Source organism: Nocardia sp. NPDC051981 (assembly GCF_040680715.1).
Lineage (GTDB): Bacteria > Actinomycetota > Actinomycetes > Mycobacteriales > Mycobacteriaceae > Nocardia.
In genome coordinates, this window is sequence record NZ_JBFAXK010000042.1 from 14,685 (window position 1) to 34,453 (window position 19,769).

The window sequence follows — 19,769 nt, forward strand, 5'->3', positions numbered from 1 at the left end:
AGGCCCCCCTCTCACCGCTTGTTCCCGAGGCGCATCACGTCGCCTCCCAGGTCGTTGCGAATGCTCTGCTGCAGCAGTTCCAGCAGCACCTGCGACGCCCGGGTACCGTCCGCCCGCAGCACCAGCGGAGCCGGAGCCGCCGCCGGGCCCGTTGCCACCGTGGCCCGAACCACCGGGGCGTCCGGGGCCTCGACGAGGCTCTCGACCCGCTGGTCCAGACTGGTTTGCCCGCGGTCGATCCCGACCTCGATACCGGCGGGGATCCACTGCCCGACCTCCAGCGCGAACAGCCGTGACGGCGACCCGATACCGAGGGCGTCTTTCGCTGCGCCGAGCGCGTTCGAGGCGATGTTTCGCAGCGAACTGAACAGGGACCCTGCTGCGTTCCGGATGCCGCGGATGATCCCGGAAATGATGTCCCGGCCGATGCTGGCGAACCGGCTCGCGATGCCGGTGACTGCCTTGTAGGCACCGGTGATCGCATTCGAGATCGTGCTGCGGATGGCGGACCAGGCCGTGCTGGCAGCGGCCTTGATCCGGTTCCATACGCCGGATACCACCGACGACAGGCGTGATGCCGTGCTGGTCACTGTTGAGACGATGGCGTTCCAGACTCGCTGGATCAGGCCCTGCAGCCACGTCCACACCGCCTGCGTGGCGGCCTTGATCTCGTCCCAGTGGGAGATGATGAACCCCACCGGGCTGTAGGTGAGGAACAGGTCGACGATCCAGTTCCACGCTTGGCTGATGATGCTTTTGATCCAGTCCCAGGCAGCCTGAACGCCGGAAACGAGCCCGGACCACAGTGACGCGAACGTCGACACCAGCCAGTTCCACGCCGCCGACGTGGACTCCTTGATCCAGTTCCACGCCGAGACCACGGCCGCGACGATGTCGTCCCAGTAGACGATGCACAGCACGATGATCGCGATCAGCGCCACGATCGCCGCGATGACCCAGGTGATCGGGTTCGCCCAGAACGCGGCGTTCAGCAGCCACTGGATACCGGTCCACACCGCGGTGGCCACGCGCGCGACAACCATCGCACCCTGATACAGGCGCAGTGCGACCGTGGCCGCGACCACGCTCGCCGCGATCGCACCAACGGCGACGGCCAGCGCCATGGCGGTCCCCTGGTTGTTCTTCAGCCACGTCGACGCGGCCTGCAGACCAGGGGCGAGCTGCGTCGCGAGCGCGACACCGAGCGAGCGAATCGTCGAAGTGAACACGTGCATCGGGTCGGCCGAGACCGCGCCGACCATCGCGTCGGCCGCCCCGGCTGCTTTGTCCATGCCGGCCGACGCGGCCGCAGTCGCGGGGTCCATGGCCCACAGCGCGTCCACACCTTCTCCGGCCATGTCGCCGAAGAGCTGCACCGCCAGGGCGGACTGCTGCGCGGGGTCCTTGACGTCGCGCAGCGCGGCCAGGGTGTCCGTCAACGCCGTCTTGGCCGCAGGACCGCCCTTGGCGAGCTCGGCCAGCATCTTGCCCGAGTCGAGGCCCAGCGCCGTGAAGCCTTCCGCCGCCCGGTCCGTCTCCTCCGACGTGATGCGCCCGAACTCATGCAGCACGTCCGCGGCCTGGTCGAGGTCGCGTCCACCGGCCTGCACATACTGCGACATCAGCCCGAACGCGGTCTGCGCGTCCAACCCGATCCGCTTGAAATGCACGCCGTACTCGGAAACCACGTCCGGGATATCCGCGCGCATCGCGGCCGGGACAGCCTGTGCCCCCTTCGTGAGGACGTCGAATGCCTCCGTCGCGTTCTTCGCCAGGCCGTTCTTGATCAGATTTCCAGCGGCCGACGCAGCGTCGCCGACGTCCCACTCGAAGGTCTGCGCAAGTACCTGAGCCTGCGTCGACAGCTTCTTGAGCTCAGAGTCAGAGACCGACCCGAGTTCGGCCACCGAGGAAACGACCGCGCTGACGGCTGCCGCGGACTCGTCCATGCTCTCGCCGAATCCGGCGCTGAAGACGTCCCCCGCCACGGCGCCGACGCGCTCGGCTTCCGCCTCCGTCAAACCGAGCTGCGCGGTGAGCTTCGCGGTGGCCGCCGACGCATCCATGGCGGTCGACAGGCCGTAGCCGAGAGCCGCAGCAATTCCTGCCCCTGCCGCCGCGCCGATCGGCGCCATCTTGTCGGCTGCGTTCTGCGCCGACTGCTCGAACGACGACGCGAACGCGTCCCCCGCCGCGTCACCGGCGGCATCTCCGGCGTTCTGCCCGGCTCGTGCCAGGTCCCCGGACAGCCCGGACATGACGTTCGAGCCGAAGCCCTGAAACGACGGGGTGATCTGCACCCACGCGGTACCGACCTGGGGCCCGCTGGCCATGACGCCCCCTCACTGTGTCCGTGGACGTGGGCGGGGACGCTGCCGCTTCAGCAGTGCCCGCCCGCGGTTGATGAGCCTGTCCCGCGCTTCGCCGCGCGTCGCCTCGATCTTGCTGGGGCGCGGCACCGGCTTCGGTGCCGATCCCGCGTTGCTGGCCTTCTTCGACCGCTGCCAGTTCGCCACCGCCAGTGCGTCGAACACCCCGGCCAGCAGCTCAACGTCGAGCGGGAAAGCGCCCTTCTCCCGGGACTTCGCCCACGCGAGCGAGCTTCGGGAGGTCTTGGGGATGGTCTGGATGAGCCGCCAGACACGGCCCCACGTGAGATGCGGGGCGCCGATCTCGTCGAGGTCCAGGCCCATCAGCAGGAGGTCGTGCTCAATCTCCCCGCCGTACTCACTCAGGAGCTCGGCGAGGGCGAGGATTCCCCCAGGTCGGCCCCCTGCGCCGCCTTGTACTCCTCCAGCAGGAGCGCCACGTCGTCCGATCGGCCGCCCGCCGCCACGAACTTCTCGTACTCCTTGGCACCCATCAGCTCGCGGACGAACGGGATGTCGCCGTCCTCACGGCTACGCCGCGCCATCTCCTTGACCCGGTCCGGCCAGAACCCGGGCACGGGGATGGTGAAGGGCGTGCCGTCGATGGTGATGGTCAGCTTGTCGCCGCCCTTGCGCTGGGCGGCCCGCTGCCGCAGTTCGTCGAGGCTGAACGTCGTCTTGCTCATGCGCGGTCTCCTTTGCGCGCGGTCGCGGAACGGGGAAGGGGCGCCCCCGGACCGCGCATGGCGGGGGCGCCCCAGTCAGGCCGGCCGATCAGCTGCCGGGCTGGATCATGGCCGGGTTGTTCGTCAGCTCGATCAGGGAGACACCGCGGTCCGCGCCGTCGATAGTCATCGGCGCGACCTTCGCGAGCAGCGTCATCTCGTAGAAGGTGAGCTCACCTGCGGTGTGGCTAGTGTCGCCCGTCTCGTCCAGGACGAGACGAGGGATGAAGATGCGCTTCCAGATGCCGCCGTCGACCAGGTCGAGAACGCCCGTGCGCACGTCCTCGCCGGACTGCTGCACGACCACCGTCTGCGTCACATCGCCCGTGGTCGTCACGATCGAGTCCGGGTACCGGAGCCCGGCCACCACCCAGTTGTCCTCAAGGGCCTGGATCTGGAACGTGTGGTCGTCCTCGGTGACCGCGGTACGCACGATCGAGTTGCCCTGCCAGGCGCGGAACCTTTCGACGGTGCGGTTGCGGCCCTGGGTCGGGCCGTCCTCGGACAGCCAGCCCACCTCGTAGAACTCGTCCCCGGGCGGCTGAAAAACCCCAGCCGCGTCGTAGACATCGGGGATCGCCTCGAAGTCCGGCATCGGCTCCCCGGGCATCGTCACCCACAAGCCGCTGTCGAACCCGTACCAAGCCCGCACATTGTCCGTGCTCTTCGCCACGGCGCTCTCCTCTCTTAGGTCGGGACCGCGCCGCGGACCGACAACACCACTGTCAGCAGCACCCGCGGGACATCCGAGGGTGCGTCGGGGATGAGATTGGGGCCGGAGTCCTCACGGAACTGCCGGACCTCTGGCACGTGCTGGGGCATGGCGCCGAGGTGGTACCGGGCCTGTGCCGCGATGGCCACGGCCCGCTCGTCCGAATCGGCCCACACCTGCACATCGAGGCGGGCGTCATCCGTGAGCGGGCCCCGCTGCGGGCCGCCCACCCGCCGCAGCACCACAAATTCCACCGGCCGGTCTGCGGGGATTCGGGACCCGACTGGCATTCCGCCAAGGCGCGGTCGCAGGTACTCCATGGCCAGCAGAGTGGCATCCGGCCACGCCACCACCGGGGCGGCCATCAGCCGGCCGCCGCGTCCATCGCCGCGGCCAAGAACCGGTGCTGCGCCTCCGCGTAGAGGACGCCTGGATGCCGGGCGGTGACGATGCCGCGGACACGGTCGCTGCCGGTGCGGGTCGTCGCCTCGATCTCGATCTTGCCCTCGCGCATCGTCGGCGCCGCCGCCACAGCAGCAGCCCGCACAGCGAACGCCCGCCGGGCCATGTCCGTGCGGACGCCCGGCGACCGAGCCAGATCCCTGATGCCGTCCCGGTTCAGTTCGATACGCACACGCGCTCGCGCCACGTCAGCCCTCCACCCTGGTCAGCATCAGCTCGATGTGGGCGATCCGTCCGGACGGGCCCCGCCACGGGTCCACATCGCCGTCGATCTCCCACACCGAGCCCGCCCACTCGATCCGGTCCGTGCGCACCACGTCCGCCCCGTGAGGCCCGAAGGCGCGGCGCATCCGCTCCAGGCCCTCGCGCGGGATCGTCTCCGCCGTCTTCAACCGGGTGCCCTGCACCGGCTGGACACGCCACCCCGACATCGGCACCCGGCCCGCCGCAGCCCAGTCCCGCACCCGGTTGCCGTAGGCATCTGTCACCAGCGGGGCCCGCAGCCGCACCACCGTGTCCCGAAACCACGAGAACGCCACGATCACCACCCCACTCGGTCAGGGCCGGTTCTCCAACCGGTACCGGTCCAGCACCCGCCGCTCGGCCCCGGTCAGCATCCCGCCGCCGCCCGAGTCCTCCGACCCGCCCGATGTCGAGTACGAGATGCTCTCTCCGCCCGCGGCCTCTGCGCTTACCCCGACCGGAGAGGTCCGGGTGCGGGCGGCAAGGGCGAGGAGCACGGACCCGACCGCCCCCGGCGGGTCCGTGTATCCCGAGTCCATCGTCGCCCGCAGGCGCCGCGGACCGTCCGGCCAGGCTCCGCACCGGTACAGCCAGCCGCCCTCGGACCAGTCCCACCGGCCCGTCACCGCCGTCCAGGCCGCGGGGTCCTGGTCGCCGTGCGGCCGGGTCTCCACGGCCGTCACCTCGTGGAGCATCAGCGACGGCAGGCCGGCGACCGGTCCGCCGACCGTGTCGACGACCACCGTCACCGTTTCGCGGGGCCACACCTGCCAGCCGCAGTAGTCCCGCACCGTGTCCGCGGCCTCGGCGATCAGGTCGTCGGCCTCGGCGTCGGTGAGGTCGCCCATGCCTGGCCGTCGGCGCAGGCGGTCCCGCAGCTCGGCCAGGCTCGCCACTACGCCGCCTTCGTCGCGGCGGCGCGCGCCTTGTTCGCGGCCGGCCGCGCCTTCACCTCACGGACACGGCGCGCGTCCCCGTGCTCGGCCACGAACTCGGGGCTGAGCTTCATCGTCACCGATGTCCCCGGCCGGATCTCCACCTCGTACTCGCGCAGCCTGCTGCTCCTGGCCATCGCGCACCCCTTCTCTCAGGTTGGCGGCCGGGCAGCTGCTCGCCGCCCGGCCGTACATCGTTCGGTCAGGACCCGGTGCCCGCGAGGGTGACCTCGCAGAACGCGGCCGGCTGGTACACGGCGAGGAGGAGACGCTCCTCCGCCCGCAGCGTGACCCGGTTGTGGATGAAGTCGTCCTGATCGGAGTTCGTCATCTCCACACTCACGCCGCCCTTACGGAGCACCTGGCCCCCGATCTCGAACGCACCGACCAGGGCGGTGCCCTGCTCGATCGCCGAGGTGACGACGGTGCGCTGCCCCCACAGGCCGGGACCGATCTGCAGGCCACCGTTGCCGTAGGCCCCGGTGAACGGGCCGCCGCCGAAGTACTGCTCGTTCCCGTCCCGGGTCAGACGCAGCCGCATGTAGTCGAGCGGGTTGATGACCACTGCATCGACCGGGAGCTGCGTCGCGAGCTCGACGTTCGTCATGCCCCGGAAGATCGCGTCGAGGTCGTCGTCCGCGCCGGCGCTGGTCTCGGTGAGGATGCCCGCCCGGTTCAGCAAACCCGTCATATTGATGCCAGTGCCGTCACCGTTGAGGAGCTGGTCCTCCTCGGCCAGGACGAGGCGCAGACGCATCTGCTGCTCGATCACCGACACCAGGTAGGGCACGTCCTGGAACGCCTCGTCCGAGATCTTCGTGATCCCGGCGATCTTCGTCAGCGTCTCCACCTCGGGGGTGAACGCGAAGTCCAGCGCGGGCTTCTGGCCCAGCTCCGCCACGGACGCGAACTCGCCCGTGGTCGGGCCCTGCACGTAGTAGGTGAGGGTCGTCGCCGTCATGGTGCCCGCGCCGAGGAGCTGGGCCACCGTCGGGCGGCGCAGAGCCTCCGGGACGACCTGCCCGTACTGGGTCTGCACCAGCCCGCCAGCCGCGCCGCCGGTGCTGAAGTCCTTCGCGTCGAACTCGGCGGTGCGCTGCGAGAACCGGGTACGCGCCCCGGACGCCAGAGCCGCGGACTTGTACGCGGCGTCCGCCTCTAGCTTCGCCTTCACCCCAACGAGCTCACCGCCGCCGGACGGCTTCCCGTCCTCGACGGCGAACGCGCGCTTGAACAGGGCGTCCGACTCCGCCGCCTGCTTGATCTTCCCGGCGAGGTCGTCGGCGGTGGCGAGGTGGCCCTTCACCGCCGTCTGCTCGTCCTCGGTCAGCACACGGCCCTCCTGCTGGGCCTTCTCCGCCACGTCCCGGGCGGCCTTGAGCGCCGTCTGGCGCTGCTCATGCAGGTTCATTCCTGCGTACTCCTCATCTCGATTTCGATCAGGGCCGCCAGTGGGTCGGCGGCGAAGACAGGCATGGGCTCGCTCGACTTGGCCCCGTCGGGCTTCTCGTCGGCGGCCGGCTCCCGCTCCGTGGCCGGGTCCTCGTCCTGGCTCTTTTCCTCATCCGCGTCGTCCTCCACCGGCGAATCCGCCGGGGGGTCGAGAGCGGACAGCACGTCGTCGATCGCGTCGATCGCTTCGACCAGCTGCTCCCGCGCCTCGCGCAGGGTGTCCTCGTTCTTGCCCGACAGGGCGCGCCCTGCCTTCACGGACTCCAGGGCACGGGCCGCGGCCCGGCTGGTCCGCTCGCCGAGCGCCTTGACCGTCTGCAGCTCGGTCGCGGGATTCGCGCCGACCGGGACCACCGACACCTCATAGAGGTCGATGTCCCGTAGCTCGTACACCTCGCGGTCGTCCTTCGTGCCCCACCCGGCGTCCCGCACCGAGTACCCGAAGGAGAATTCCTTGACCCGACCGCCCTTCAACAGCCGGTACACCTGCGGGGCCTTCGGCGACTCCATGTCCAGGCGGGCCCGAATCTGGAGGCCGCGCTCCGTCTCCACCGCCTCCAGCACGGAGCCGATGTTGTAGTCCGGATCGGACAGGTTGTGGCCCCAGTACACCGGGATCGGATAGCCAGAGGCGGACCACTCCTTGAGCGACCGGTCGAACGCTCCCGGCTGCACCACGTCGCCGTAGCTGTCGACGTTGCCGAACACGCTCACCAGCGCGGTGAACTCGCCCGTATCGACCGCCCCGCCGTCCTCGGCCGTGACGTCGGTGACCTTGACCCGCAGAGCGGGCGCATCCTTCACCAGCACAAATGCCCCCTTCGGGCCTAGAACTCGAACGCGACCTCGACCGCGCACTTACACCCGGCACGCTGCGCATCGTCCAGGCTGGAATCAGCCGGCCACCGGGCGCCGTTGGAAAACCGGGCATCCAACGGAACGGTCTCCCCGTCCATCCGGCGGTGCGCCGGGCGCGGGTCAGTCGACTGCACCCGCCACGTCTTGGTGGCCTCGCCACCAGCCCCGCGGGCTGCCTCGGTCTGCCCGAACCCGGACATAGACGTCACCTGCGACGACGCGATCTCCGGCACCCGAGACCCGGCCGCCGCAGCTAGGCCAGCCGCCAACCGGGCCTCCGTCGGCACCGGATCGCCTTCCTCGTCGACGCGGTCCGTGTCCGCGAGCGCCTCATCGGCCTCGGCAAGCGTCGCCCCGACAATCCCCTCCGCGACACCCGCGGCCATGACCGTCAGCCACGCCACCGTCGCCGCTTGGTTGTAGTCCTCCGGCGGCAGGCCCACCTGCTCCAGCAGAGCCTCGGCCGCCGCAGTCGACGTTGCCAGGCCCAGCGTCAGCAGAAGGTCCGCCAGCGACGCCTGCCACGCCTCGCGGTCCACGAAGTCTGTGGCCGCCTTGACACGCACCGGGCCGCGCTTCGCCGAGCCGTACCCGGAAAGGACCGCGGCAGTGAAGTCGTCGAACCACCGGCCCAGTTGCTTCTCGTACCGGGCCTCGAAGGTGTCAGCCCGGACCGGGTCCGCGCGGACCGTGCGGGCTTTTCCCCGCACCATCCCCGCCCCCGACGTCTCCCGAGGCGGAGCGTCCGACCCGAGCGACGGCGGCGGCGCCGAATCCTGCGGCGACGCCTGCCCACCGATCAGCACGTTCAACGGGGTCACCAACTCGTCGGCGTCCCCGCCCATCGCGGGCATGTTCTGCAAGCCGCGCGCTTCGTCTGCGGTCATCCACGGCCGGCCGACGCTCGCCTGAAGGACGGCGGCCTGCTCCTCGAAGGACCCGCGGAGCTTCTCGGCGAGGTTGAACTCGACGTACCGATCCTCGGGTTCGTCCAGCATCGGCAGGAGGAAGCCGTTCAGCCGGTCCTGGATCAGCGACAGCCACGGCCCCAGCGAGTCGCCGTACAACGACCGGCGGAACTCCCTCACGTTCGAGTAGTTCGCGTTGTCCAGGACCCCGACCATCGTGGGATTGACCTGGTACACGCTCGCGACCGTGGTGAGCGACAGGGTGGCCGCTGCCACGAACTCGTCCTCGCGGGCCGAGAACGACGCCTTGACGAGCTTCATGCCGTCCTCGAGGATCGCCGTCCCGCCAGCCTCCGGGCCGGTGCCCGTATATGCGGACTGCCACTCCCTCTTGAACCGCTCCTTGCCTTTGCTGCCCCACTGCGGGGCGTCCATCGGGCGCTCGATCACAGCGGCGACGCGGCCGCCGCGCTGCCAGACCTGCTCGCGGTACTGGTAGGCGTGGATCTGCTCGCTGAGGATCAGCTTCAGGGCGGCCACCGGAGACGATCCGGTTCCGGGGTCGTCCGGGTTCCAGCCGTGGAACACGATCATCTGCGAGGCCGGGATCACCAACTGCTCGGCGCCGTGCGGCGGCCGAACCACCCACTCGGCCGCCGCAAACACCGACCCGCCGACACCCTGCACCACCCACGCAGCAGGGATCGGACGAATCTGCCACCCCGACGCCGCCGACGCGTCCGGCCGCACCCACCAGTACGCCCGGTCGTACAACGCCATGTCCGCGACGAGCGCGTACACCAGCTCGTACATCGTCTGATCCGGATTCGGGCGCCGCAGCAGCGCCGCAACGCCCTGCCCCGTCACCCGGCGCCGGTCCGTATCCGACACCCGGTCATAAGCCCGTAGCCCGAGTTGGGCGATGTTCCGTGCGACGAAATCAACCACGGTCCGCAGGTGCGGCTGAGTCCGCCACAGCTCCGCCGGGTCCATTCCCAGCACCCACGACTGATCCAGCGGCAGCCACGACCACCCCGGGCGCTCCCACGCCCCGGCGGCCAGCCGACTGCCCCACCACGCCAAAGACTTCACCCGCGACCAGAAGCCCACCCCTGCACCTCCAGTCACGCGACGTCTGTCTCGTCGTCGTAGTCGTCATCGTCTTCGTAGGCCGACCGCCGCACCGGCTTCCGGTTCCGCGCCCGGTCCAGCGCCATGACCAGCGCCACCACGCCATCGATCTTGTCCGCGCTGTGCTTCTTGTCGGGCTTCACGTTCTCCGCCGGATCCGTCATGACGGCGAGGTTGTCGATCTGCCACCGCATCGCCGGGTTCCCTCCGTGTCGCAGCAACGGCACCTCTGGCGTGCCTTGACGCAGCAGACGCGCCAGTTCCTTCAGCGGCGGCGACATGGACCTGTACCCCTGCCGGAACTCCACCAGCGGCGCCTCATCCGCCATCAGGTCGGACACCAGCTGAGTCGAGTTCCACGGGTCGTAGGCGATCTCCTGGACGCCGAATGTCTCGCGGTCCTGGTTGATCGCATGCCGGATGTGGTCGTAGTCCATGACCTCACCGGGGGTCACCGTCAGCCAGCCCTCACGCACCCACACGTCCGCCGCCCCGGCCGTCCGGTCGTCCAACTTCGGGAGGTTCGCCTCCGGCGTCCACAGCCGCCACAGGGCCTGGTAGCCGTCCACGCCGCTGCCGGGCGCACCGTCCGGAAACACCAGACAGAAGGCTGACAGGTCGCTGGTCGCCGCCAGGTCGAGGCCGCCGTAGCACTCCGCCCGCCGCAGCGACGCCCGGTCCACCATCCCGGCGTTCCGGTCCCACTCGGCGAGCGAGATGAACTTGCTTTCCTGCTTCGTGCGGATACCGAGCCGCAGCCGCAGGAAGCTGGCCAGCTCCAGTGGGTTCTGCCGGGCCTTCGCCGCGGCTTTCTCCATGCTCTCCATCGTCGGGCTGTCGCCCGCCGCGAGGCCGGGGTTGGCCTTCAACCACGTCTCGGGCGCGAACGGATCGTCCTTCTTGTCCGCAGCGAACACGACGCCGTAGAACGTCGGGTCCACCAGCGCACCGCGGGCAAGCTTCTCCGCGTACTCGCGGATCTCCGCGTATGGCGTGAACGGCGCGCCCGCGTCTGCGGTCGTGGCGTACATGATGAGCGGCTGCTCGCGGGCACCTGTACCCGTCTCTACCGCCTCGATCAGGTCCCGCGACTTGTGCAGGTGCACCTCGTCGACGAACGCAGCGTGCGGGCTGGTGCCGTGCATCGCCTCGCCCGCCGACGACATCACCGAGAAGTACGAACCCGACCGCGGATGAAGGATCTTGTCCTTCATCGGCTTCACGTGGCCCTTGAGGTCCGGGGCGTGCATCGCCAGCAGCCGCACCGGGTCGAAGCACAGCCGCGCCTGGTCCTTGCGGGTCGCGAGCGCGTACACCTGGGCGCCCTGCTCGCCGTCAGCGCACGTCAGGTAGATGCACTGCCCGCCGCCGATCGTCGTCTTGGCGTTCTTCCGGGGGATGTCCAGATACTGAGTCTGGATGATCCGGGCCGTCCGGCCGTCCTCCGTCGGCCGAACCCACCCGTAGGTCGGGCCGATCAGGTACGCGATTTGCCACGAGCGGAGCGTGATCGGACGGCCGGCCCACTTGCCCTGCGTGTGCCGGAGTCGACTGAACGCGTCGACCACTCGGTCCACACGGGCCGGATCGAAGAACGCGCCGGGTACGTCACGTGGCTCCGGAGTTTTCCACTGTGGCGGGCAGTTCGGCAGCTCGTATCCCCTGTCCAGCAGGTACCACGCCACCTCGGGCGACAGCTTCAGCCGGGCCAGCTCGCGCTTCCCGGGGACCTTGACCGCCACGGTGGTCACCCCCTATGCAAAGGGGTTCACCTCCCCGCCCTCATCCTTCGCTGGCATCCGCGCCCGCGCCGCGAAACTCATTCCCAGCTGCTTCGCGTACTCCAGGAACAGCTGCGACTGGCTGCGCATCTCGGCGCCGGCCGGGTTCTTCTTCGCCGTCCCGCCATGCGCGGCATCGTCCAGCACCACCTCGCCGGACTGGAGCGCGTCACCCGCCTTCCGGGCCGCGAGGAAATGCCTAATGGCCAGCTCGACCGTAGGCCCATCAGCCCGGGTGAGGAGCCCGGCACGGTCCAGCTCGGGGACGATCGCGTCCCACAGCTCCACCATCTCCGGGTCGTCCGGGAAGCCGGGCGGTCGAGGGGGAGCCGAGGCGTCGACACGCTCAGCGACCGTGGCGGCGTCCGAGCCGGGATCGGGTACCGCCTGGAGGTGCTTGGGGATCTTGAGGGGGCCACGAGTAGCCATCTCTTCACCTCCCCTCACGGGCCATCACAAAAAGGGAAAACTATTGGCGGGAGCTTCCGCACCACCTGGGCGGTCTCCGCTATGTCCGTTTTGTGCGATGCGGACGCCCCTACCCCTCCGACCTGCGGGGTTTCGCCCATCCGCCTGGGGTGGTGCGGGCTGTGTGTCGGTCGTGGCATCCCTTGCAGAGTCCGCGGCCGCGTGCCGGGTCGTTGGGGTCGTCGCCTTGGGTGACGATCTGTCGTCGGGTGAGGGGCCAGTGGTCGGCGACGGTTGAGAGTTCGTCGCAGTCGTGTGCCGTGTGGATGGGCTGGCGGCCTGGTGTGGTGCAGTCCTGGTCGCAGGTGCAGACGGGGTCGCGGGCGAGGATGGCTGAGCGGAATCGTCCTCGGTGTCGTCGTCCGTAGCCTCGTTGGTGTGCGGTGCCCCGGCGCTGGTCGGCCTCGCGTACCCCCCGGGGGGTGCATTGGGGGCAGGGGACCCCGGGGGGTGTTGGCTGGCGGCACCCGAGGCATACCCGCGGGGGTCTCATCGGCATCACTGGCCCCCCGTCCGCTCGCGGATCGTCGCCTGTGCACGGGCGAACAGATCGGCCTCGTCCTCCGGCGTGAACCACATGGGCTCGCTGCCGTCGCCCATCAGGCGCCAGCCCGTCACTGCGCCGTCGTCATCTGTCACGAGGCCCAGGGCCAGGCCGTGCGGGTGGAACGTCACGCGGTTAATCAGCCACAGTAGGCCCGAACTCCGCAGGTCAGAGAGCGGTCGGTTGCTGTCAGTCGTGTTCGCCATGGCGCCCTCCGTGGCGGTGTTCGCCTTGCCGAGCGACTGCATCGGCAACGGCGAGGAGCGCGGACGCGATGGCCAGGTTCGACTGGGCGGTGAGCACGGCGGCGGCAACGTCCCCAGCGACCGATCGCCCCCCAGTGATCAGGTTGAGACGTGTGGCCGTCTCGTTGATGGTTTGAAGGGTGTAGTCATAGGGCGTGCGAGCTTCGCTCACGGCTACCTCTCCGGGTATGGGGAGGCCCGTCCGCGACGGGGGAGCGCGGACGGGCCGGTCTGTGGACGAGTTAGAACTCGGGGCAGAGGTACGTGTGTACGGCCGCGACGATCTTCTCGCCGGTCTCGGGGGTGGCGATGTCGGGGAGCCGGGTGGTGATAGTGAACCGCTCCAGCGCGGACTCGGCGAGCTTGGACTTGTCCTTGGTCGTCTTGATTGAGGAGCACTGATTGAGGCCACGGCTGACAGCTTGGTCTTCCTTGCCCGCCTTGATGATGCGCGGGTCGATGCCGTTCAGCGCGTCGATGTATGACTGCCGGGATTTGGCGTCGGGCTCGACCGGGAGGCCGGCGGCTGCACGGGCGCTTGCCCGGTCTTCCGGGCGGAGGGTGGCGTTCGGCGCGGGCTCGGTGGTGGTGCTGCACGCGGTGAGCGCGACCGTGAGGACGGCGGTGGCTGCGGCGATGAGGCTGCTGGTCTTGGTGCGCATGCAGCAGAGCGTGCCGGATTGTGTGGGAGGCGTGGTGGGTTTTCACCGTCTCGTGACATGCGAATGCCCCGCTCGGTGGCGGGGCGGCTTCTGTTCCCGGGGTGTTTCTGGGCATGCGGAACTGCGGCCGATTTTGCGACATATGACCGTCTGGAGTCAAGCGTGTGCGATGTAGGGCGGGTACGAGACGGCCCCGCCTGTTGCGACCAGGCGGGGCCTTGGGTCCAGCGCGCAGCAGCCAGAAGCGCGGATGGGATGCGTCCAACCGTACGCGCCAGGACCGACAACGGGGCGGTCATCGGTCGACGACGTCTTTGTCGAGGTCGCGATGGACTAGGTGGACGTCCAGGCCGCGGGCGGCGCAGCGCTCGGCAAGTGCGCTGGCCACTGTTGCGGCACGATGCCGGCCGCCCGCGCATCCGACCGCGACAGTGACCGGTTCCTCTTGCCGGGGCCCGGCGAGACGGGCGGATCAGGCAGCCGTCAGGCGGTCGGGCTCACTTGCGGTCGAAGCGGCAGGACGGGGCCAGATCCTCGACCCGGAACCCCGCGCCGTACCGGCGCTGGAGCTTCGCGGTCAGGTCCGGGAACAGCCGCTGGCGGATCTCCTGCTCGGTCGCGTCCAGGGGCGCGAGGACCTCGCCCTCGGAAGCGATGCGGCGGCCCGTGCCGGGCTCGTCGCACTCCACGATCCAGGTCCAGTAGGTGGTAGTGGCCATGTCTCTCTCCTCGGGTTCAGTGGCCCGCTCCCCTGCTGGGATCGGGCCGGTAGGCGGGTAGGCAGGCGGTCGGTAGGCGGCGGTAGGTAGGCAGGCTGACCTGCGACGACTACCCGGCTACCGGGTCCCCTGGGAGGGGGCCAGGGCCGCGGTCGGGGAGGGGTCGAGCGGCGCCCCTCCAGCCGCCCCGGGCGGGGTGCTGGCGGGGGCCTCGGGGCGGGCCCCGGACGGAGCCCCGGCGGGGTGCTGGGAGGGAACCAGGGCGAGCCCCTCCCCGGCCCCCGCCGGGACACCTTGCGGGGCCTTCTCCGGGGGCCTCCCCCCGACCGGTCCGGCAGGGGTCTCGGGGGCGGCCGGGAGGTGCTCCAGCCGGACCCCGTCGCGGGTCCGCGCGGGTGCCTTCGGGAAGGTGAGTTTGAAGGAGGTGACGGGCAGCAGCCAGACGTCCTTGAGCGCGGTCTTGAGGTCGGCCTGCTCCCATCCCTCCAGCTCGGGCTCGGGCAGGAGGTCGGAGAGGTGGACACCGAGGTGGTGCGGGTGGCGGGCTGCGACTCTCCGGACGACCGCGGCGATGTCGTCGAGCGTCAGCTCGTCGTCCTCCACCTCTTCGTCCTGGTCCTCCTCGATGGGCTCGGTGGCCTGGTCCTCTCCGCCCGTGGCTTCCGCCGCGTCCGTTCCGGCCCGGCGCCGCTCGGCAGCGGCCTTGATCCTGGCCTCCGCCGCGGCCTTCGCCTTCTTCGCGACGTCCTCCCGGGCCTCGGCCAGCAGCCGCTCCCGCTCGGCGTCCTTCGCTTCCTGGGTCGCGGTTCGGACGGCGACGGCGAGCTCGGTGTGCTGACGGGCCACCAGGCACCACGACACGATCGCGGGAGGGATCACGTAGCCGGTGTAGATGCCGAGCGAGGCGAACACGCTTCGGCCGACCGCGTAGGCGACGAGCGCGACCCCGCCAGCCCGCATCGCGGAGTCGCTGTCCCACCCTTCCGCGCCCCGGATCCAGGCCCAGCAGCGGCCGAGCAGAACTGCCGATCCTTCCCCTACCCCGGTCATCAGCCCGGCGAGATTCCGGGGGGTAGGCAGGTAGGCGCCCAGCTCAGCGCACATCTCGGCCACCCGGCCCCGCTCCGCCTCCTCCTCGATCCGCTCCTCGACAAGAGCGAGCCGCGGGCGCTCCGCGTGCTCCTGCGACGTGAGCTGCTTCGCGGCTTCCTGGGCGCCCATCAGGAGGCCCCCAGCGCACCGGCGGTGGTCAGGATCACGGCCTCGGGCAGGCCCCAGATACCCCCGGCCTGCGCCCAGACGCCCGCCGTGATGATCCCGGTGGCGGCCGCGAAGCCGGGGCGCATCTCCCGGAAGTAGAGGAGGGCCGCAAGGAGAAGGGACACCCCGCCCAGCCCGGTCACGCCGAATTTTCCGCTCGTGAAAATGTCAGCGAACGCTTCGCTCAGGTCCTCACCGGTGGTCCAGATGCTGCCAGCCGCCATGTAGCAGGTGCCCGCCGTGACGCCCACCACCGACGCCTCCGTGGGCGTCAGCTTGCGGCGGACCTTCCCGCCCTTCTTCGGCTCCCGGATCCCGGCCCACAGCACAGCGGTGAGGCCGATCGCGAGACCGCCCGACCCGACCGAACCGAGGATCTTCCCGCCCTCGATGCCCGCCGCGAGCGCCTGCGCCGTCTCGATGTGCTCAAACATGAAAATTGTCCCCTTTAGTGAAACGTCAGGATTGCCACGCAGGCGCGTACAGGGCGAGTGCGGTGATCGCGGAGGCCAGCGGGATCCGGACGACCCACGCCAGAAGCGGGTTCCAGTGGCGGGTCTTGCGGTCCCAGACGTGCGCGACGACCAACACCACGCCTCCGCCCAAGGTCAGCGCTCCGCCGATCGAAGTCGCACGGCCGCACTCCTCGATGGCGCGGCCGATCAGCGGGACGAGCCCCAGCCAGTACCCGGCCCCGGCCGCCCCCGCGTTGGCCAGCAGCCGCAGCGTCCCCGGCGACAGCGCGGGCCGGGTCTCCCCGTCATCGGTGACCTTGGGAGAGAGGGGGTTGGGGATGCGCGGGTAGTACCGGCCCGTGGCCCGCAGCCACTTGCCGGCCCTCCCGTGGACCTCCTCGATCGACAGGCGCGCACCGCAGCCCTCGGCCGCGCACACGTAGCTGATCAGCTTCCCGCTCTCTGAGCGGGCTTCGAGCCGCTGCTCGTGCTCGCAGTCCGGCTTCGGCCCCGGGTCTGTCGCCGGGAGCCTGAGGTTGCAGTCCAGGCACAGCCGGGCAATGACCTCGCCGTCGCCCTGGTCAGCCTCATCCCTCAGGGACAGGAGCGAGGCGTGCCCGCACTTGCCCTCGGCGCTGGTCCTCTTCGGCTCCGCCTCGGCCGTCTGCTCGGCAGCGGGCTGGGGGGCCGGCGCCGGGACGTCATGGGGGACGCCGTTGATCCACTTCACGCCGTCGGCGGCTGGCCTGGGGGTGGTCAGCTGGGTCTTGTCCTGTTCCCACCAGTCGGGGACGTGGTGGTTGTCGGTGCGGGCTGCCCGGCCCACCCGGGCCGCCGGGATGGTCGGCGGGTCGGCGGGCATGGGCGGTGGCACGGGAGGCGTCTCCTCGGCGGCGGGCTCCTCGTCCGTCTCCGGGGCGGCTGGTCGGCGGAACTGGAAGACGTCGCGCACGCGGAACGGGCTTTCGTGCTCCGCCTCAAGGGCCTCGGTCTCGTCAGTCTGCGCCTCGGTGTCGTTCATGCCGCACCCCATCGGCTGATCGCGCGGAGCATGGTGGCGCGGGCGTGGAGCTCGTCCCTCCCAGGGGCGGTCGGGTCGCCGCCGTGGATGACGGTGAGGGTGGGGCGGTGGGCCCAGGAGTACCCGTCGGGCAGTGCGGCGCCGAGCGTCTGCCGGACGTCGCCGTCGTGTGCCGAGCAGCTGGCGGGGCGGGCCTGCCTCGGGTCGGCCGGGCGGGGCCGCGGGGCGTAGTACGTGGTCGTCATCGGGGCTTCCTCGTGTACGGGGGGAAGTTGCTGGTGGCGAGGCGGGCGAGCGCTTGTGCGTCGCGGCTGGTGCGGGTACTGCCGATGGACCGGAGCACGGCCGGGGCGCGCTCGGCGGGGACGATCCGGATGCCGTCGTAGGTCAGTTCGCCGCCCTCGATGGGGGCGCCTTCCATGACGACGAGCGGGATCACCGGGACGCCGAGCACGCGGGAGACCGTGCTGGCTTCGTGGCGGAGGCCGCGGAGACGGTCGGTGACGTCCCGCTCGCCGTGGAGGAGCCGCCCGCCGTTGGCCCTGACCCGGTAGCGGCCACTCCAGCACTTCGTGTCCGGCATGATCACGACGCCTGTCGGGCTGATCGCGAGGTGGTCCACGTTGGCCTTCCCGGACGGGAGTGCCAGGTCGTGGAGGACGACCCATCCTTCGCGGCGCAGCGGATTGATTCGGGCGGCGGTGCGCTGCTCCGCTTCCGCTGCGACCGCGTATCGGCTGGCCTCCTGACCGCGCTGGGTCGGGATGTTGAGCGCGTCGGCGATGCGCACGGCTGGGGTGCGGAGCTGGCGGGCGCGGGCGTTCGCTGATGCTCCGGCGCCGGGGGTGGGGCGCTGGGGGCGTCGGTAGTAGAGCCATGCGGCGATGACGGCCAGGACGATCAGGGTGGTCACGGGGATCCTTCGGATGGAGGGCGGCGATTACGTGTTGTGACCGGTGACCTTGGCGTGCACCTCCTTGTAGAGGGCGCGGATGTCGTCGGTCTTGAGGCCGTAGCCCTTGTCCCGCCACGCCTTCTCGAAGGCGTTCTGCGAGGGTGCTGGCCCTGTCCCGCGAAGATCGAAGTAAAGGTCGAACGCGAGGGTGCGCCGACCCTCATCGCCTCCGTCGGGCCCCTTGTTCGCCTTCGCCTCGCCCGGGTTTGCCTCGGGCGCGCCTTCACCGCGTCCTGTGGTGCGCCCCGGTGTGCCCCCGCTGGTCAGAACGGTGTCGTCGTCGGGCGCTACCGCTGGTGCGCCCTGGGCTGTGGTGGTGGGGCGCAGGGAGCGTAGGGCGTACGGCTCGGCCCGGTCGGGGAGGTTCTTGAAGGCCCGCATGCGGTCGATGCGGGTCGTGATGCGGAGTTCGACTCCGTACTCGTCGAGGGTGTCGTTCAGGCCGTGGAACGATGCGTCGCCTGCCCGCATCAGGGCCTTCTCGTAGGCGCGCCTACGCATGAGTCGGGGCCTACCGAGGGTGACAAGGGCGACGAGCTTGTCCTGGGCGTTGCGGCGGCTGATCGACTCGGCGTCCGCGCCGCGTGACCCGATGCCGAGCCTGGATTCGAGGCGCTTGAGCCGGTCGCGCCAGGCCCGAGCAAGCAGCCCATCGGGCAGGATCTCGACCTTGCCGAGCTTCGCCTCCAGGCCGAGGAGCTTGTGGAGGCCGTAGGCGAGCATGACCGGGCCGACGATGCGGACGAGGGCTGTCCCGGGGTCCTCGTGTTCCTGCCGGACGACCTCGATGGCGCCGACGGCCTGCGCGAGGACGAGGAGGTACGCGGCGCGGGTTGCGCCCTTGTCGGTGAACGCCCAGGCATACAGCGACAGGCCGAGGACGATCGCCTCCAGGACGAGGCCGACCGTCATGTGCCACGGCGACTCCAGGTTGAGGCGCTTCTCCGCGAAGCGGGCGCTGGTGTTGGTCGAGAGGGCGAGGCCGGCGGTGACGACGAGGCCCATGCCGAGGAAGCCGATGGTGCTACGGCGCTTTTTGGTGTCGCGTGGCTTCTGACGCCTGGCGCGGCCTCGGAGGTTCGGTGCGATGCGGTAGCCGAAGGCGAGGGTCACCATGGCGAGCAGGACCGCCCATGCTTGCACGGGCAGCTGCTCGGCCGCGTCCTGCATCTGGGAGAGCATGGGCGGTCCTTCCGGGGATGGGTGATGGGTAGTCAGGAGGTCGGCTTCGGCATGGCGCGGCACTTCTCCGCGTGCGCCTGCGCCCACTCACGGGCCCGCTTGTCGGCCGCCTCCGGCTCGTGCTTCTCTTCCAGGGCACCAGCGAAGGGGTAGTGGGAGCGCCAGTGGCTGGCCTCCTCGGTCGCCTGGCAGCCGGTGCAGGTGGCGAGCGTGGCGAACGGCTCGGGCGGGTTGTGGATGGTGAGCCGGTGGGTCAGGTCGACGGCGAGGTCATCGCGGCCGAGGGACGACCCGGCCACGGTGAGGTATCGGGCGAAGACGTTCGTCGGCCAAGCGGCGGTGGTCTGCGCGGTCATGACGGGTCCTTCCGGTTGTCGGCTGGTGCAGGGGAGTGCCCCGGGCCGGAGTCGCTCCGGCGCCCTCACGGCGTGGCCGGGGCAGTGGCGGTCAGGCGTCCTGGCTGGTGATGGCGTCGAGGACGTCGCGGAGCATGTCGGCGGGAAGGAGGCCGTTGTCGATGGCTGCGAGGGTGGCGAACTCCTTGGCGATCCGCTCCCTGCCCTCGGTCAGGAGCGCCGGGTAGTTGCGGTTGTCCTCCTCGTTTGTCGCTGCGGCCTTGCGGAGCAGTGCGGCGGCCTCTTCGAGGTAGCGGCTCACGATCGGACTCCTCTGGTTATTGGGG

Annotated in this window: 26 protein-coding genes and 1 pseudogene; all 27 read right to left on the bottom strand. The window is 70.3% G+C overall.

All coding sequences use genetic code 11. The annotated features are described in order from the left end of the window. Positions 1 to 11: 11 nt before the first annotated feature. Positions 12 to 2,333 carry a phage tail tape measure protein gene (locus AB0L60_RS40055; protein ID WP_364625359.1) on the bottom strand — a complete coding sequence of 774 codons (2,322 nt, stop codon included), beginning with the start codon at positions 2,331 to 2,333 and terminating at the stop codon, positions 12 to 14. A 9-nt stretch (positions 2,334 to 2,342) separates the two neighbouring features. Further along, complete coding sequence (locus AB0L60_RS40060; protein WP_364625362.1) at positions 2,343 to 2,693, bottom strand: hypothetical protein; 351 nt, start codon at positions 2,691 to 2,693, stop codon at positions 2,343 to 2,345. 38 nt (positions 2,694 to 2,731) lie between these two features. Next, positions 2,732 to 3,055 carry a hypothetical protein gene (locus tag AB0L60_RS40065; protein WP_364625365.1) on the bottom strand — a complete coding sequence of 108 codons (324 nt, stop codon included), beginning with the start codon at positions 3,053 to 3,055 and terminating at the stop codon, positions 2,732 to 2,734. A gap of 88 nt (positions 3,056 to 3,143) precedes the next feature. Next, the gene (locus tag AB0L60_RS40070) at positions 3,144 to 3,767 is read right to left on the bottom strand and encodes a hypothetical protein (RefSeq protein ID WP_364625368.1); all 624 of its coding nucleotides are present in this window, start codon (positions 3,765 to 3,767) and stop codon (positions 3,144 to 3,146) included. 14 nt (positions 3,768 to 3,781) lie between these two features. Then, positions 3,782 to 4,171 carry a hypothetical protein gene (locus AB0L60_RS40075; RefSeq protein WP_364625371.1) on the bottom strand — a complete coding sequence of 130 codons (390 nt, stop codon included), beginning with the start codon at positions 4,169 to 4,171 and terminating at the stop codon, positions 3,782 to 3,784. After that, positions 4,171 to 4,455: a hypothetical protein gene (locus tag AB0L60_RS40080; RefSeq protein ID WP_364625374.1), complete on the bottom strand. Its 285-nt coding sequence runs from the start codon at positions 4,453 to 4,455 to the stop codon at positions 4,171 to 4,173. The genes AB0L60_RS40075 and AB0L60_RS40080 overlap by 1 nt, the downstream gene beginning before the upstream one ends. Before the next feature lies 1 nt (position 4,456). After that, complete coding sequence (locus tag AB0L60_RS40085; protein ID WP_364625377.1) at positions 4,457 to 4,807, bottom strand: hypothetical protein; 351 nt, start codon at positions 4,805 to 4,807, stop codon at positions 4,457 to 4,459. An 18-nt stretch (positions 4,808 to 4,825) separates the two neighbouring features. Continuing rightward, positions 4,826 to 5,407 carry a hypothetical protein gene (locus tag AB0L60_RS40090; RefSeq protein ID WP_364625380.1) on the bottom strand — a complete coding sequence of 194 codons (582 nt, stop codon included), beginning with the start codon at positions 5,405 to 5,407 and terminating at the stop codon, positions 4,826 to 4,828. After that, a complete protein-coding gene (locus AB0L60_RS40095; protein WP_364625383.1) occupies positions 5,407 to 5,583 on the bottom strand; it encodes a hypothetical protein in 177 nt (58 codons plus the stop codon). Before AB0L60_RS40095 ends, AB0L60_RS40090 begins: the two co-directional genes overlap by 1 nt. A gap of 65 nt (positions 5,584 to 5,648) precedes the next feature. Continuing rightward, on the bottom strand, positions 5,649 to 6,857 hold the full coding sequence (locus AB0L60_RS40100; RefSeq protein ID WP_364625386.1) for a phage major capsid protein: 1,209 nt from the start codon (positions 6,855 to 6,857) through the stop codon (positions 5,649 to 5,651). Beyond that, positions 6,854 to 7,708 carry an HK97 family phage prohead protease gene (locus tag AB0L60_RS40105; protein ID WP_364625389.1) on the bottom strand — a complete coding sequence of 285 codons (855 nt, stop codon included), beginning with the start codon at positions 7,706 to 7,708 and terminating at the stop codon, positions 6,854 to 6,856. Before AB0L60_RS40105 ends, AB0L60_RS40100 begins: the two co-directional genes overlap by 4 nt. A gap of 17 nt (positions 7,709 to 7,725) precedes the next feature. Continuing rightward, the gene (locus AB0L60_RS40110; RefSeq protein WP_364625392.1) at positions 7,726 to 9,774 is read right to left on the bottom strand and encodes a phage portal protein; all 2,049 of its coding nucleotides are present in this window, start codon (positions 9,772 to 9,774) and stop codon (positions 7,726 to 7,728) included. Positions 9,775 to 9,788: 14 nt separating this feature from the next. Further along, the gene (locus tag AB0L60_RS40115) at positions 9,789 to 11,363 is read right to left on the bottom strand and encodes a terminase TerL endonuclease subunit (RefSeq protein WP_364625395.1); all 1,575 of its coding nucleotides are present in this window, start codon (positions 11,361 to 11,363) and stop codon (positions 9,789 to 9,791) included. Positions 11,364 to 11,549: 186 nt separating this feature from the next. Continuing rightward, complete coding sequence (locus AB0L60_RS40120) at positions 11,550 to 12,005, bottom strand: P27 family phage terminase small subunit (RefSeq protein ID WP_364625398.1); 456 nt, start codon at positions 12,003 to 12,005, stop codon at positions 11,550 to 11,552. Positions 12,006 to 12,542: 537 nt separating this feature from the next. Then, positions 12,543 to 12,794, bottom strand: a complete 252-nt coding sequence (locus tag AB0L60_RS40125) for a hypothetical protein (RefSeq protein WP_364625401.1) — start codon at positions 12,792 to 12,794, stop codon at positions 12,543 to 12,545. Then, the gene (locus AB0L60_RS40130; RefSeq protein ID WP_364625404.1) at positions 12,778 to 13,005 is read right to left on the bottom strand and encodes a hypothetical protein; all 228 of its coding nucleotides are present in this window, start codon (positions 13,003 to 13,005) and stop codon (positions 12,778 to 12,780) included. Before AB0L60_RS40130 ends, AB0L60_RS40125 begins: the two co-directional genes overlap by 17 nt. Before the next feature lie 70 nt (positions 13,006 to 13,075). Continuing rightward, entirely contained in the window at positions 13,076 to 13,495 is a 420-nt protein-coding gene (locus AB0L60_RS40135) for a hypothetical protein (RefSeq protein ID WP_364625407.1), read from the bottom strand. 295 nt (positions 13,496 to 13,790) lie between these two features. Then, a pseudogene (locus AB0L60_RS40140) lies at positions 13,791 to 13,922 on the bottom strand (RNase adapter RapZ); the annotation flags it as partial. A 70-nt stretch (positions 13,923 to 13,992) separates the two neighbouring features. After that, entirely contained in the window at positions 13,993 to 14,214 is a 222-nt protein-coding gene (locus tag AB0L60_RS40145; protein WP_364625409.1) for a hypothetical protein, read from the bottom strand. 117 nt (positions 14,215 to 14,331) lie between these two features. Further along, positions 14,332 to 15,318, bottom strand: a complete 987-nt coding sequence (locus tag AB0L60_RS40150) for a hypothetical protein (RefSeq protein ID WP_364625412.1) — start codon at positions 15,316 to 15,318, stop codon at positions 14,332 to 14,334. Positions 15,319 to 15,434: 116 nt separating this feature from the next. Continuing rightward, entirely contained in the window at positions 15,435 to 15,908 is a 474-nt protein-coding gene (locus tag AB0L60_RS40155) for a hypothetical protein (RefSeq protein WP_364625415.1), read from the bottom strand. A 25-nt stretch (positions 15,909 to 15,933) separates the two neighbouring features. Further along, on the bottom strand, positions 15,934 to 16,881 hold the full coding sequence (locus AB0L60_RS40160; protein WP_364625418.1) for a hypothetical protein: 948 nt from the start codon (positions 16,879 to 16,881) through the stop codon (positions 15,934 to 15,936). 65 nt (positions 16,882 to 16,946) lie between these two features. Continuing rightward, on the bottom strand, positions 16,947 to 17,195 hold the full coding sequence (locus tag AB0L60_RS40165; protein ID WP_364625421.1) for a hypothetical protein: 249 nt from the start codon (positions 17,193 to 17,195) through the stop codon (positions 16,947 to 16,949). After that, on the bottom strand, positions 17,192 to 17,863 hold the full coding sequence (locus AB0L60_RS40170; protein WP_364625424.1) for a nuclease-related domain-containing protein: 672 nt from the start codon (positions 17,861 to 17,863) through the stop codon (positions 17,192 to 17,194). The genes AB0L60_RS40165 and AB0L60_RS40170 overlap by 4 nt, the downstream gene beginning before the upstream one ends. Before the next feature lie 27 nt (positions 17,864 to 17,890). Further along, positions 17,891 to 19,087 carry a hypothetical protein gene (locus AB0L60_RS40175; RefSeq protein ID WP_364625427.1) on the bottom strand — a complete coding sequence of 399 codons (1,197 nt, stop codon included), beginning with the start codon at positions 19,085 to 19,087 and terminating at the stop codon, positions 17,891 to 17,893. Between the two features lie 32 nt (positions 19,088 to 19,119). After that, positions 19,120 to 19,443 carry a hypothetical protein gene (locus tag AB0L60_RS40180; RefSeq protein WP_364625430.1) on the bottom strand — a complete coding sequence of 108 codons (324 nt, stop codon included), beginning with the start codon at positions 19,441 to 19,443 and terminating at the stop codon, positions 19,120 to 19,122. 91 nt (positions 19,444 to 19,534) lie between these two features. Next, positions 19,535 to 19,744: a hypothetical protein gene (locus AB0L60_RS40185; protein ID WP_364625433.1), complete on the bottom strand. Its 210-nt coding sequence runs from the start codon at positions 19,742 to 19,744 to the stop codon at positions 19,535 to 19,537. Positions 19,745 to 19,769 lie beyond the last annotated feature (25 nt).

Bases quoted from the DNA above. Each gene is read 5' to 3' on its own strand.
- AB0L60_RS40120 (WP_364625398.1), bottom strand. From the start codon at position 12,005: ATGGCTACTCGTGGCCCCCTCAAGATCCCCAAGCACCTCCAGGCGGTA.
- AB0L60_RS40180 (WP_364625430.1), bottom strand. From the start codon at position 19,443: ATGACCGCGCAGACCACCGCCGCTTGGCCGACGAACGTCTTCGCCCGA.
- AB0L60_RS40075 (WP_364625371.1), bottom strand. From the start codon at position 4,171: ATGGCCGCCCCGGTGGTGGCGTGGCCGGATGCCACTCTGCTGGCCATG.
- AB0L60_RS40065 (WP_364625365.1), bottom strand. From the start codon at position 3,055: ATGAGCAAGACGACGTTCAGCCTCGACGAACTGCGGCAGCGGGCCGCC.
- AB0L60_RS40060 (WP_364625362.1), bottom strand. From the start codon at position 2,693: ATGGGCCTGGACCTCGACGAGATCGGCGCCCCGCATCTCACGTGGGGC.
- AB0L60_RS40125 (WP_364625401.1), bottom strand. From the start codon at position 12,794: ATGGCGAACACGACTGACAGCAACCGACCGCTCTCTGACCTGCGGAGT.
- AB0L60_RS40145 (WP_364625409.1), bottom strand. From the start codon at position 14,214: ATGGCCACTACCACCTACTGGACCTGGATCGTGGAGTGCGACGAGCCC.
- AB0L60_RS40175 (WP_364625427.1), bottom strand. From the start codon at position 19,087: ATGCTCTCCCAGATGCAGGACGCGGCCGAGCAGCTGCCCGTGCAAGCA.
- AB0L60_RS40150 (WP_364625412.1), bottom strand. From the start codon at position 15,318: ATGTGCGCTGAGCTGGGCGCCTACCTGCCTACCCCCCGGAATCTCGCC.
- AB0L60_RS40135 (WP_364625407.1), bottom strand. From the start codon at position 13,495: ATGCGCACCAAGACCAGCAGCCTCATCGCCGCAGCCACCGCCGTCCTC.
- AB0L60_RS40095 (WP_364625383.1), bottom strand. From the start codon at position 5,583: ATGGCCAGGAGCAGCAGGCTGCGCGAGTACGAGGTGGAGATCCGGCCG.
- AB0L60_RS40055 (WP_364625359.1), bottom strand. From the start codon at position 2,333: ATGGCCAGCGGGCCCCAGGTCGGTACCGCGTGGGTGCAGATCACCCCG.
- AB0L60_RS40100 (WP_364625386.1), bottom strand. From the start codon at position 6,857: ATGAACCTGCATGAGCAGCGCCAGACGGCGCTCAAGGCCGCCCGGGAC.
- AB0L60_RS40155 (WP_364625415.1), bottom strand. From the start codon at position 15,908: ATGTTTGAGCACATCGAGACGGCGCAGGCGCTCGCGGCGGGCATCGAG.
- AB0L60_RS40165 (WP_364625421.1), bottom strand. From the start codon at position 17,195: ATGACGACCACGTACTACGCCCCGCGGCCCCGCCCGGCCGACCCGAGG.